Source organism: Arthrobacter sp. EM1, assembly GCF_029964055.1.
Lineage (GTDB): Bacteria > Actinomycetota > Actinomycetes > Actinomycetales > Micrococcaceae > Arthrobacter.
Genome location: NZ_CP124836.1, coordinates 3053264 through 3064815 on the forward strand (window position 1 = coordinate 3053264; position 11552 = coordinate 3064815).

Below are 11552 nucleotides of genomic sequence, written 5' to 3' on the forward strand. Positions count from 1 at the left end.
GTGCGGCTTTCCAATCGGGACGTCGGCCGGCGCCTCATCACGGTGTGCACTCCGCAGGCTGGGAAATTAGCCGGTTGGCCGTTCCTCCCACTATCTGTCAGGAGCGCCCGGGGTGTGAGGGCCTTTGGGCCCGGATTCGGCCGCGCCGGCGCCCCGGTCCCCGGTTATGGAGCAAGGGGCCGGCATTTGCGATGCTGAAGCGTGCAGCCCGGCGCGCGATGCGGTGGGTCCGGCCGCGGCGCCGCACCCCAACAGGCGTGGGCGGTCGCTGCAGCGCGGCGCGGGCATAAAACCAGAGTTTGGCCATTTCAACCAGCACCAGGTACACGGCCCCCATGCCCAGCAAGGCGAGAAAAAAGGGGACGGGCAGCGGGTCGAACCCAAGCACGCCGGCCAGCGGCGAGAGCGGCAGGTAGACGCCGAATGCCACTACGCCCAGGGAGGCGCCGACCAGGCCCAGCGACGGCCGGCTTCGGAAGAAAGGCACCCGCCGGGTGCGGATGACAAAGATGATCAGTGTCTGCGTGACGATGGATTCGATAAACCAGCCGGCGCGGAATTCGCCGGGAACGGCATCAAAGACGAACAGCATCAGGGCGAATGTGGCAAAGTCGAACAGCGAACTGATCGGGCCGAAGACGAACATAAAGCGGCGGATAAAGCCAATATCCCAGCGCGACGGCGCCACGAGTTGTTCCTTGTCCACCCGGTCCCCCGGGATGGCGAGCTGGCCGGCGTCGTAGAGCAGGTTGTTCAGCAGGATCTGCCCCGGCAGCATCGGCAGGAAGCTCAGCACCACCGAGGCCGTCGCGGCGCTGAACATGTTGCCGAAGTTGCTGGAGGTGCCCATCAGGACGTACTTGATGGTGTTGGCGAAGATCCGCCGGCCTTCCATCACTCCTTCGGCCAGGACGCCCAGGTCCTTGTCCAGCAGCACAACGTCGGCGGCATCCTTCGCTACGTCGGTGGCGCTGTCGACAGAGATGCCGATGTCCGCCGCGTGCAGCGCCAGCGCGTCGTTGACGCCGTCGCCCATAAACCCGACCGACCCGCCGCTGCGCCGCAGCAGCCTGATGATCCGTGCCTTCTGTTCGGGCGAGACGCGGGCGAAGATGCTGGCCTCACGCGCGGCAGAGGCCAGTTCCGGATCGGACATGGCTTCGACTTCGGCGCCGGTGAGTGTTCCGCCGGAGGGGACCCCGAGTTCGTCGCAGACTTTTTCCGCCACCTTGGCGTTGTCGCCCGTGGCGATTTTGACCGTAATGCCGAGTTCCGCGAGCCTTTCCAGGGAGGCGCGTGCGGCGGCCTTGGGCCGGTCCAGGAAGATGAGGAAGCCGGCGAGAACCAGGTCCTTTTCGTCGGCGGGACCGATAGCCGTCAGCCCGTCAGCCGCACGGGTGGCGACAGCAACCACCCGTGAGCCGGCGTTGAACTGTTCGTCCAGCATCGCCTGGACGCTGGCCGGGATATCTCCGCAGAGCGCCAGGACGTCTTCGGGGGATCCCTTGGTGACGATGCGGGGCGCGGCGCCGGCTTCGCTGACCAGTATGCTGGTCCGGCGCCGCAGATGGTCGAAGTCGATAACGTCGAGGCGCTTGTACCGGGCGGGCGCGAAGTCAGCGCCCCCTGCGGATGCCCACAGCGCGGCGTCCAACGGATTCAGGCCCACCGGTGAGGCCTGGGATTCGGTGTAGTCGGCTTCGGTGGCAAGCAGCCCCAGGGTCAGCAGCTCGCCGGCGGAGATGCCGGTGCCGGCGGGCAGGGCGGCGGTGAAGCTGATCCGGCCCTCCGTCAGGGTTCCGGTCTTGTCCGTGACCAAAACGTCCATGTCGCCAAGGTCCTCGATGCAGACCAGGCGTTTGACCAGCACCTTGCGTTTGGCCAGCTGCTGGGTTCCGGTGGCAAGGCTCGTGCTCACGATGGCTGGCAGCAGCTGCGGCGTGATCCCGACGGCGATCGCGAGTGAAAACAGCAGCGACTCGATTAACGGCCGTTGCAGGAGCAGGTTTGCGATGAAGATCAGGGATGTGAGGCCGATCGCGACCTGAAGCAACAGGTAGGAAAAGCGCTGGAGGCCCAGCTGGAATTCGGTCTGGGGCTGCCGCTCGCCGAGGCCCAGGGCGATCCGGCCAAATTCGGCCCGCCCGCCGGTGGCGACCACCGCGCCGGTACAGTTACCGGCCTGGATCACGGTCCCCATAAACAGGCACGAGGTCAGGTCCCCCAGCGCCGCAGCGCCGGGGACCGGGGCAGGGTCCTTGGCGACAGGCATCGATTCCCCGGTCAGGATACTTTCATCGCACAGCAGGTCCTTGGCGCTCAGCAGCCGGATATCGGCGGGGATGATCGCGCCCAAAGCCAGGTGCACAACGTCGCCCGGCACCAGGGCAGTGACGTTCACTTCCTGCACGGTTGCGTCGCGGACTACAACGGCACGGTGGGTGACACGGGAGTGCAGGGCCTCCGCGGCGCGTTCGGCCCGGAATTCATTGCTGAACCCGAGACCGACGCTGACCAGCAGGATGACACCGATCACGATCGAGTTCGTGGCGTCGCCAAGGAACAGGGAGAGCCCGGCGGTGACAAGCAGCAGGATCAGGATGGGGCTGCGCAGTTGACGGGCCAGGACGGACCATCCGCTGGCCTGGTGGGTGCGTAACGCGTTCGGTCCCAGCGACACGAGCCGCCGGGCGGCCTCGGTGCTGCTCAGGCCGCTCACGCCTGCTCCAAGCTGCGCCAGGACCTCTTCCACCGGCCGGTGGGCGGCGTCTGCGATGGTGAGGGGCAGGGAACGCGGTTCCCGGATATCGAGATCTGGCATGGAGCTTCCGTTTCAACGTCGGGTTATGTCCTAGGGTACGTCCGGGAGCTTGCCGTTGAGGGCCCAGGACGGTAGCGGGCGCGGTCAGGAATGCGGGCACCGGCTGTATATAATTTCCCGGTACGGTTTTGCAGCAAGCCGGTGGATTGTTCTGCGATCCCGCCGCCTGCATCAGCCACAGCCGCTCCGCTGCACGTGGGGCGCAGACCGTCCGGATCGTGTTGACCTGAGTGAAACGGCACGGCAGTGGCCAGCGAATCGACCGCAGCTTCAATTGACGAAACTTCAACCCACCAGCACCTGCATGAATTGGTGCTTCACAGCTCCGACGTGGAGGAGTTCCTGCGCGAATTGGCGCGGATCTCCGCACGCAGCCTTTCGGAGCCCGGAGACGAGATTCTCTGCGGAATTACCCTTTTCCGGCAGCGGAAGGCAGCGACGGTTGCCAGCAGCAGCCCGGCCGCCCAGTCCATGGACGAAATCCAGTACGCCTTCGGTGACGGCCCCTGCGTGACCGCCTCCCGGGAACAGGAAACCGTGCATATCAGGGATCTCGAGGAGTGCGGGCGCTGGCCACGGTACGCCGAGACCATGCGCGGCCACGGGGTCCGGTCGATCCTGGCGTTGCCCTTCCTGCTCGACGGCGACACGCGGGCCGCGCTCAACCTGTATTCACGCCGGTCCGGAAGGTTCGATGGCAGGGCGATGGACCTGGCCCAGGACTTCGTCAGCCAGACGTCCCTGGCGTTGCGGCTGGCGGTGCGTTTTGCGCACTACAGCGACACTGCCGCGAACCTCAAGGCGACCCTGGAAACACGGACCGGGATCGACGTCGCGGTCGGTATCATCATGGCCCAGAACCGCTGCAGCCAAGCTGAGGCCTTCGAACTGCTCAAGGCTGCTTCCAGCGCGCGCAACGTTAAGCTGCATGCTGTGGCGGCCAGAGTCGTGGAATCGCTCGGCCAGGGTCCGGCCAGGACGCATTTCGAGGTTTAGCCCCCGCGCCGGATCTCCCGGACCAGCCAATCCACGATCATCCGGCTGGCGCCGGAGCTGCTGTCGGCCCTGTGCTGCTGGGCATGCCAGCGCTCGACGTCGTCCGGGCGCCCGCCGCGGGCGGCAAGGTATCCCGTGAAGGGACAGTCCTCAATCTTGTGCGGGTGCGGGGAACCGAGGCGCAGGAATTTCCAGTGGTATGCCAGCGCCCCCAGAGCCGTCCGGACCTGGTGGGGGTATTCCCGCGATTCGAACTCCGCGGTCCATTCGGGTACCTCGGAAGCAGGCATCGGGCGGGCAAGGTGGTAGCCCTGGCCGTACCCCGCGCCCATCACGGCCACCGCCTCGGTCATCCCAAGATCCTCAAGGCCTTCGGCTACGACCGTCATGCCAAAATCCCTGCCGATTTGCACCAGCGTGGCGATTAGGCTTAGTGATTCCAGCGGACTGGTATGCAGTCCGGTGAGCATGTCCCGGTCAATCTTCACCGCCGTGAACGGCAGCATGGACAGCCGCTTCAGGCTGCTGTAGCCAGCTCCCAAATCGTCCATTGCAAGGCCTACACCCAGCTGGACCAGCCTGCTCAGCGGAGCGTGCACCGCGTCCCAGTCCGTCGTTCCGGTTTCGAGCAGTTCCAGGACAAGCCGCTGCGGCGCGATCCCGTGCCGCTGAAGCGACTCTTCAACAAACGTCGGGCAGTCCGGATCCAACAGGGTCGATGGCGCAATGTTAACGGAGACCTTCGCGGAAAGCCCCTCCCCGTCCCAGGCCGGGAGGCAGGCCAACGCCTGGTCCAGTCCAAGCCGGAACAGCCTGTCGGTCTCCGCCTCGCTCAGGTACTGAAGGAACGCTGCCGGCGGCAATACACTGCCATCCACCAGCCTCAGCCGGGCCAGGGCCTCGAAAAGGTAGACGCTGCCGGCGCCGAGGTCCACGGCCGGCTGCATAAACATTTCCAACCCGCCGCCGAACAGCCGTTCCTTCAAGAGGTTCACGGGGCCGCTGCCGGCGCCCGGTTGCACCGGCATGCCGCCGGGGACGCGCGTGCCCGGCAGGGTTCCGGGAGCCACGCGGGCGTCGGCTGCATCCGCGACCAGTTCCCACCAGCTCTCCGGTCCGCCAGCGCGGGTTTTGGCCACATTAAGGGCGGCGTAGGCGCCGCGCAGCAAGGTGCGCGTTTCCGTGCCGTTGCGGGGCGAAGACGCCAGTCCCGCGCTCATGGTCAGGGAAATCCTTTCGCCGGCCGCCGCAAAACTTTCTTCAACGCTGCGGCCGAGGCGTTTGAGCACCCCGTCGAGCGCCGCGGCGGTGTCATCGCCGGCCGCGTATTCCACCACGAGGACAAATTCGTCGCCTCCCATCCGCGCCAAGAACTCCGCCGGCTGGAGGAGAGCCTGCATCCGGGCGGCCCAAGCTGCCAGGATCGCGTCACCGGCACTGTGACCGACGGCGTTGTTCACGTCCTTGAACCGGTCCAGGTCGATCAGCCCGAGGGCGACGGCCGGCCTGACGCCATCGTCGGGGTCCAGCACTTTGGCAAGGTGGGCGTCCAAGGCGGTGCGGTTAGGCAGGCCGGTCAGCTGGTCGTGGGTGGCCTGGAACCGGAGCTGTTCGTGCATTGCCATCCGGGCGTTGATATCGCGCTGCACGCTGACGAAGTGGGTAACCTGGCCGTCCTCATCCAAGAGCGGGGTGACGGTCAGGGCGTTCCAGAACGGCGAGCCGTCCTTGCGGTAGTTGAGGATGTCGCCCCGGAACTGCTCACCGCGGAACAAGGCGTCGCGGATGGCCTTGGCGGTCTCGGGTGCGGTGCCCGGACCTTGGAGGATCCGGCAGTTGTTTCCCAGCACCTCGGCCTCCGCGTAGCCGGTAATAGCACTGAAGGAGCGGCTGGCATGCATGATTCTCTGAGCCGAGTCCGTGATCAGGGAGATCTCGGAGGTGGCTGAGAGCGCCCGCACCAAGAGCTCCGGGGGAACGCCGTCGGCAACGTGCGGCGATCCCGCCGGCTCGGGAGATGCCCTGGGAAGTGGCATGCTGAAAGCCCCTGAAAGGTCAGTCCGGGGTCCGGAATTTGATAAGTCCATTGACAGACTAACCCCCTGCCTCCCGGGGGCGGACCGCTAGTGCCGGCCCCGGCGCGGCTGTTATGTCCAGGACAGTGCGGATTGTGTCCTCGTGAGCCAGGATCCTGAAGTGGCCGGCGTTGTCCAGCCGGATGTTCCGGGCGCCGGGAAGCACACTGCCTTCTGGGATATGCGGATCAAACAGCCCGTAGACCGAGGTGATGCGCTCGTTCACGCGTTCCTCCCTGGACAGCTGCAGGGTCACGGCATTCCGGGGCGAAAAGGCGCGCAGGCTCGGCAGCAGCATAAACGAGGCGTAGCGCGAGCCGGAGAACGGCGAGCAGACCGCCACCATACCCGTGATCCTGCGGTCGGGGTCCAGCTGCATCATCACGAATTTACCGATCAGTCCGCCTTTGCTGTGGGCGACGATCATAGCGTCGGAGAGGTCACGATCCCGGATGTAGCCGGCAATCGCATCCGCGGCCCTGGGCACGGGAAGCCGGTTCCGGTGCAGCAGGGCCAGCACATGCACCGGATGTCCTGCCTTGTGAAGCCGCCGGACCAGCGGCAGCATAAAGCGCCAGTCCTCGTAGATTCCGGGAATCACAACGACGGGCCGGGCCGTCCCGCTGAGGAAATCTTCCGGCCCGGTCCGGGAAGCTGCGCTCCGGACTTGCCGGCCGGCGGCGTAAAGGTAGTCCTGGATCCACCATTGGACCCGCTGCAGGACCCCGCTCATCCGGGGCGCCCCGGGTGGACTTCCTCTGCCGGACGGCGGATCCCGGCGAAGTCCAGGATGGCTGCCGCCACGTCCTCGGATCGGTTGTGCTGCACCACATGCCCGGCGCCTTCGATTTCCAGCAGCTGCCCGTTCGCTGCACGTCCGGCCAACCGGCGGCACCAGTCCACGGAGGCCACGGGGTCGTCGGCACCGCGGATCACAAGGACCGGCGCAGTGACCCCGGGGATGCGCCTTTCCGTCGGATAGTCCATCATGACGCGCAGCGTTTTCAGGTACCAGCTGGCGCCGCACCGGAAATAGTCCGTGAGGACAAGGGCGTTCGAGGACGGGCTTTCGTAAAACAGGCTGTCCCGGCTGAGCGCCAGGGCCTGCTGCAGCACGGTCCGCCTTTTCGAATCAACTACCGGCCCCATCAGGACCAGCTGGGCGATCCGGTGGGGCTGCTGCAGGGCCGCAGCCGTGGCGAACTGCGCGCCCATCGAGTGCCCGACGAGCACAAACTCCAGGACGCCGAGCTGTTCGAGGGCACCCAGGATGTAGGTGGCCTGGTCCTCAACGGAGAGGGTGCGCTCCGGACGCGGTGTCGCTCCGAAACCGGGAAGGTCTATCGCGTAGGTGTCAACGGATTCCGCCAGCAGACCCTGGAGCCGGGTGAAATAGCGGTGCGAGACGCCGATACCGTGGATCAGCACAACGGCGGTGCGCGGCGCACCCGCCCGGGCCGGGGTACTGGAGGCGAACACGTGGCCCAGATGGCCTGCGGCCTCAACCTGAACGGGTGCGGGCCAGCCTCCGCTTTGCATTTTTCGTTTCCACGCCGTCTTAGTTTTTTGCCCCGTGCCAGCGTCGGGTAAGCGTCCAGGCAGCACGCCTCAGCCTTGCCGCTTGTCCCGTTCGCTGAACTCCTCATCGAGGTCGTAGTGCCTGAATTCGGTCTCCGGATTCGGTTCGCCCTCAGCCACGTATTCGTAGTCCAGCTGCCGCTGAACTTGGCTGTCAAGGACCTGCAAGTCCTTGTCCGCCACTGCGCTGAGGTCCTCGGGGAATTCATCCTCCGGGGTGAGGTGTAACTTCTCAGTCATGGCATGCCTCTCTCGGCCGGAAAGGGGTCTCGAACGGGGAGTAACGGCCGTATACAGGATACCCTCGGCCGCGCGGAGACGGTAGCCGGGGCATCAGCCTGCGGCGGTCAGCGGCCCGGGTGCCGGCTAGCTCCCTGATGGGCCGAGCGGCGGCGGTACCCCGTCATCCGGATTCTTCCCGGGCGGTGGTTCTTTGAGTTCAATGAAGACGGTGTGGGTTTCCGTGTCACCGGTGTTCTCGCCGGAATGGTCCTGAGCGGCGAGCCAGCGGGCCGCCCCGGCGGGGATTTCGACGTCGACGTCGCCACCTTGGCCGGAGAGCCTCCGGCGGAAGGAACTCAGTGTGACCATCACGCTGTCCGGGTGCCCGTGGGGCACTGTCTTATCGCCGGGCACGTCGCGGTACTCGAGGACTCGGACCCGGTCGTTTTCGAAAATGACCCGGTACAGCGAGGGGTTTGCTACCACCGGATCCTGTCCCATGGCGCGAGCATACGCCCGTCCCGACGCCCCCGCCAGAGGGGCGGGGCGGCAGGTGGCCTAAGATTCGGCCGGCGCCTGTCCCGGCTCGGAGCCGACGTTGACGAGCCAGTCGGTCCCGTACTTATCCGTGCACATTCCAAAGACGTCTCCCCACGGAGACTTCTCCATCGGCACCGTCACCGCTCCGCCGTCGGCAAGACGGTCGAAGTAGCCGCGCAATTCGGTCTCGTCGGAACCGCTGAGTGAGACCGAAATGCTGCTGCCCGGCTTGTAGCCCATCGCTTCCGGCGTGTCAGCCCCCATTAGCACCATGCCGTTTCCCGCGGTCAGCCTGGCGTGCATGATTTTGTCCTGCTCGCCGGCGTTCTCACTCATCTGGTAGTCGCCGAAAGTGCTTATGGTCAGTTCACCGCCAAACACGGACTGGTAAAACGTCATGGCTTCCTTCGCGTTGTCGCGAAAGCTCAGGTAGGGGTTCAACGTGGTCATGTCCAGGACTCCTAGCGGCTTGGATCCGGCCGGTACAGGGAGGGTTGGGGCGGCGGAGGCCGGTGCACCGTGCAGCCATATCATCCCGCAAATCGGTCCCTACGGGTAGGGGTGAACACTGCCGTTTGCAGAGCGAGCGAACCCCCTACGCTGTCCTGGTGGAGCGGCGCCGGCTACGCGGTCTGTCCGGCGTGCTCGCCCTCTGCGATCTCTTCGAGCAGCTTGTCGTTAAAAGCCGGGAGGTCGTCCGGGTTCCGGCTGGTCACGAGGCCCTGGTCCACCACCACTTCCTGGTCGCTCCAATTGGCGCCGGCGTTTTTCAGGTCGCTCTGGAGTGTGTGGAAGGACGTGACATTGCGGCCGCGCACGACGCCGGCGTCGATCAACAACCACGGCCCGTGGCAAATCGAGGCCACCGGCTTATGCTGCTCAAAGAATGCCCGAGTGAAGGCCTGGGCGTCCTTGTCGACCCGAAGGTTGTCCGCGTTAACGACGCCGCCGGGGATCACCAAGGCGTGGAAATCGGAAGCGTTTGCGTCGGCAACAGTGAGGTCGACGTCGAACACCTGACCCTTCTCGGTGCCGTCATAGCCCTGAAGCTTGCCCCGGCCGGGCGCCACGAGAGTGGGCTCGCCGCCGGCCTCCTTGACGGCGTTCCAGGGACTGGTCAGTTCCACCTGCTCCACGCCGTCGGTCAGCAGGAAGGCAACCTTTTTACCGGAAATGTTGTGTTCTGACATGGGTCCTCCTTTGGTATCCGGGGAGGTCCACGCAGCCATCGGACGGGCCGGGTCCTCCACTCGGAGAGATTAATGCCTTACGGCATCCACTCTAAGAAGGCCCAAACTCATAAGCAAGCTGATTATGCTGGCGGCGGATGCCGGGCGGCGGCGGGCATCCGGATGAACCACCACCACACGACGGTCCTCTGGCCAGCCCACCAACACCTCGCTACTCTGGCACAAGGACAGCTACCCGAAAGAAGGCCGTTATGGACGAACAACACATCCTGAAGCGAATCTCAGCCCTGGTGGAAGAAGAGCAGACTCTCCGCGAGAAGGCGCCCTCATCTTCGGCGGATTACGAACACGGCCCGGAGCATGCCCGCCTCAAGGGCATCGAAGAGGACCTTGACCAGTGTTGGGACCTGCTGCGCCAGCGCCGGGCCAAGCGGCAGTATGGCGAAGATCCGGATGAGGCGCAGCCCCGCCCCACCAATCAAGTGGAAAACTACGACTCCTAGCTCCACGGCACACAGCCCCGGCGCGGTGAGCGTCCTGCGGGGTGATTGCGGCCCGGCCGGTCTCAGCCCTTGCTTGCCATTTCCCCGCTGACGGTTAAATTCTCGGCGACGTCGCGCAGCTTGATGTTCAACTCCGAACTGGCCCGCGAAAGGAGCAGGAAGGCCTGCTGGGCAGTGATCTTATAGCGCTCCATCAGGATTCCCTTGGCCTGTCCAATCAGGTCCCGGGTGTCAAGGGCCTGGGTGAGCTGGCTGACCTGCTGGCTACCGGCCAGCGCCACTGCCGCATGGGCTGCCACCATTGCCCCGATCCGCTCCGATTCGGCGTCGAAGGCGCCAGCCTCCCGACCAAAGAGGTTTAGGGCTCCGAGGTGGTTTCCGTTCACAAATAGCTGGAAGGAGAGCATACTTCTCGCCCCGAGCTTGAAGGCCGCCGCGGAGAAATCCGGCCAGCGCTGGTCCGTGCTGAGGTCTGGAACGCTGACAACCCGTTTGTCATAGGAGGCGTCCAGGCACGGCCCCTGCCCGGTCTCGCTCTGGAGCGCATCCACCCGGCGCGGAAGATCGCTGGAAGCGGCACGCGAGTCAATCTTCCGGCCGGGCGAGACGAGACTGACCGAAGCCTCGGCCGCGTGCGGCACCAGTTCCAGGGCCGCGTGCACCACGCCGGCCAGCATGGACTCGGGGTCGTCCTCGTGCTGGAGCGCGCGGGCGATGTCACCGAGCCGGACGGCAAGTGCCGCCGCGCTGATCGGAGAAATTCCGCGTGTACCGTCCATCCGATCACCGTTTTGCGCTACACCTAGCACCATCGTGGCGTACCTCATCTTGGCCGGGTAAATCCAATGTCTCTTCACTGTGAAATATACGCCTTTGCCGGACCTGGTCCCGTCGCCCGCCAGGAGACCCGCACCTTCCCGAATGGTAACCCGGAGTTAATCCGGGGGTGCGAGGCTGGTCTTGCCGCCCCTTTCGAGAGACGGACCCATCCGGCACGGCATACTCTCCAAGGAGCTGCAGATATGAACAGTCCAGAAGGCAATCCACCCAGTGGCCCCCCGAATGGGAACCCCAGCCAGGACCGGCCAGATGCCAGCAGCTCGCACATTCGCGAGGACGTAGCCATGACCGGCCGTTGCGGCAACGTGCACCTGCCCTCGGGCCGGACGTGCGTCCTGCCCGAACGGCATCAGGGTTCGTGCCGCTTCGTCGGCCCCGGGGACACCGGCCACCCGGCAGGTAACTAGCTGCCTCGGCGGGCGGGGCTGGTTGCCGGCCAAGGACGGCGCGTACGCTCACGATGTGGACATTGTCGAATTTTTGTCTGAGCGGATCAGCGAGGACGAGGCCGTGGCGCGGACCCTCCTCGGCGACCGGACCGTCTCGCAATCCGGCGCCTGGTACGAACAGCGCCTCTTGCTCGAATGCGAGGCGAAAAAACGCCTGATCCGAATCGTGGAATCAGCCCGCCAGGCGGCACTTGCAGCCCTGGTCAGCGCCCCGGCTCAGGACGCCGGCTGGATCCCGCAGTCCCTCGAATGGATGGAGCGCTCACTGAACGCCCTCGCCCTGCCGTACATCGACCACCCTGACTTCGAGCAGGACTGGCACCAAACCTAGGCTCTCC

At 65.5% G+C, this 11552-nt stretch carries 12 protein-coding genes; 3 read left to right on the top strand and 9 right to left on the bottom strand.

From position 1 onward, the window contains the following. Positions 1-97: 97 nt before the first annotated feature. Positions 98-2821: a magnesium-translocating P-type ATPase gene (mgtA, locus tag QI450_RS14130; protein WP_226775421.1), complete on the bottom strand. Its 2724-nt coding sequence runs from the start codon at positions 2819-2821 to the stop codon at positions 98-100. A gap of 246 nt (positions 2822-3067) precedes the next feature. Between mgtA and QI450_RS14135 the strand changes: the two genes are divergently transcribed. Then, a complete protein-coding gene (locus QI450_RS14135; RefSeq protein WP_226775420.1) occupies positions 3068-3817 on the top strand; it encodes a GAF and ANTAR domain-containing protein in 750 nt (249 codons plus the stop codon). On the opposite strand, the gene QI450_RS14140 is transcribed toward QI450_RS14135, so the two are convergent. The 7 genes from QI450_RS14140 to QI450_RS14170 all read right to left on the bottom strand — a co-directional run bounded on the left by QI450_RS14140 (position 3814) and on the right by QI450_RS14170 (position 9422). After that, complete coding sequence (locus tag QI450_RS14140) at positions 3814-5853, bottom strand: EAL domain-containing protein (RefSeq protein WP_226775419.1); 2040 nt, start codon at positions 5851-5853, stop codon at positions 3814-3816. The two genes, QI450_RS14135 and QI450_RS14140, sit on opposite strands and share 4 nt — an antisense overlap. A gap of 58 nt (positions 5854-5911) precedes the next feature. Further along, positions 5912-6625: an alpha/beta hydrolase gene (locus QI450_RS14145; protein ID WP_226775418.1), complete on the bottom strand. Its 714-nt coding sequence runs from the start codon at positions 6623-6625 to the stop codon at positions 5912-5914. Continuing rightward, a complete protein-coding gene (locus QI450_RS14150) occupies positions 6622-7431 on the bottom strand; it encodes an alpha/beta hydrolase (protein WP_226775417.1) in 810 nt (269 codons plus the stop codon). Before QI450_RS14150 ends, QI450_RS14145 begins: the two co-directional genes overlap by 4 nt. A gap of 69 nt (positions 7432-7500) precedes the next feature. Beyond that, on the bottom strand, positions 7501-7710 hold the full coding sequence (locus QI450_RS14155) for a hypothetical protein (RefSeq protein WP_226775416.1): 210 nt from the start codon (positions 7708-7710) through the stop codon (positions 7501-7503). 126 nt (positions 7711-7836) lie between these two features. Further along, positions 7837-8193 (bottom strand): cytoplasmic protein, encoded by a 357-nt coding sequence (locus tag QI450_RS14160; RefSeq protein WP_226775415.1) that lies wholly within the window; start codon positions 8191-8193, stop codon positions 7837-7839. 57 nt (positions 8194-8250) lie between these two features. Then, the gene (locus QI450_RS14165) at positions 8251-8682 is read right to left on the bottom strand and encodes a VOC family protein (RefSeq protein WP_226775414.1); all 432 of its coding nucleotides are present in this window, start codon (positions 8680-8682) and stop codon (positions 8251-8253) included. A gap of 173 nt (positions 8683-8855) precedes the next feature. Next, positions 8856-9422, bottom strand: coding sequence for a type 1 glutamine amidotransferase domain-containing protein (locus tag QI450_RS14170; protein WP_226775413.1), 567 nt, complete (start codon positions 9420-9422; stop codon positions 8856-8858). Between the two features lie 251 nt (positions 9423-9673). Here QI450_RS14170 and QI450_RS14175 point away from each other — a divergent pair, with 251 nt between their 5' ends. Further along, entirely contained in the window at positions 9674-9925 is a 252-nt protein-coding gene (locus QI450_RS14175; protein ID WP_226775412.1) for a DUF2630 family protein, read from the top strand. 62 nt (positions 9926-9987) lie between these two features. Here the strand turns inward: QI450_RS14175 and QI450_RS14180 are convergent, their stop codons facing one another. Then, a complete protein-coding gene (locus tag QI450_RS14180; protein WP_226775411.1) occupies positions 9988-10704 on the bottom strand; it encodes a GAF and ANTAR domain-containing protein in 717 nt (238 codons plus the stop codon). 523 nt (positions 10705-11227) lie between these two features. On the opposite strand from QI450_RS14180, the gene QI450_RS14185 reads away from it, so the two are divergent. Next, on the top strand, positions 11228-11545 hold the full coding sequence (locus QI450_RS14185; protein ID WP_226775410.1) for a DUF6221 family protein: 318 nt from the start codon (positions 11228-11230) through the stop codon (positions 11543-11545). The last annotated feature ends 7 nt before the right edge of the window (positions 11546-11552 follow it).

Coding starts and splice junctions, on each gene's coding strand:
- QI450_RS14165 (WP_226775414.1), bottom strand. CDS start 8,682: ATGACCACGTTGAACCCCTACCTGAGCTTTCGCGACAACGCGAAGGAA.
- QI450_RS14180 (WP_226775411.1), bottom strand. CDS start 10,704: ATGGACGGTACACGCGGAATTTCTCCGATCAGCGCGGCGGCACTTGCC.
- QI450_RS14170 (WP_226775413.1), bottom strand. CDS start 9,422: ATGTCAGAACACAACATTTCCGGTAAAAAGGTTGCCTTCCTGCTGACC.
- QI450_RS14145 (WP_226775418.1), bottom strand. CDS start 6,625: ATGAGCGGGGTCCTGCAGCGGGTCCAATGGTGGATCCAGGACTACCTT.
- QI450_RS14155 (WP_226775416.1), bottom strand. CDS start 7,710: ATGACTGAGAAGTTACACCTCACCCCGGAGGATGAATTCCCCGAGGAC.
- QI450_RS14150 (WP_226775417.1), bottom strand. CDS start 7,431: ATGCAAAGCGGAGGCTGGCCCGCACCCGTTCAGGTTGAGGCCGCAGGC.
- QI450_RS14175 (WP_226775412.1), top strand. CDS start 9,674: ATGGACGAACAACACATCCTGAAGCGAATCTCAGCCCTGGTGGAAGAA.
- mgtA (WP_226775421.1), bottom strand. CDS start 2,821: ATGCCAGATCTCGATATCCGGGAACCGCGTTCCCTGCCCCTCACCATC.
- QI450_RS14140 (WP_226775419.1), bottom strand. CDS start 5,853: ATGCCACTTCCCAGGGCATCTCCCGAGCCGGCGGGATCGCCGCACGTT.
- QI450_RS14160 (WP_226775415.1), bottom strand. CDS start 8,193: ATGGGACAGGATCCGGTGGTAGCAAACCCCTCGCTGTACCGGGTCATT.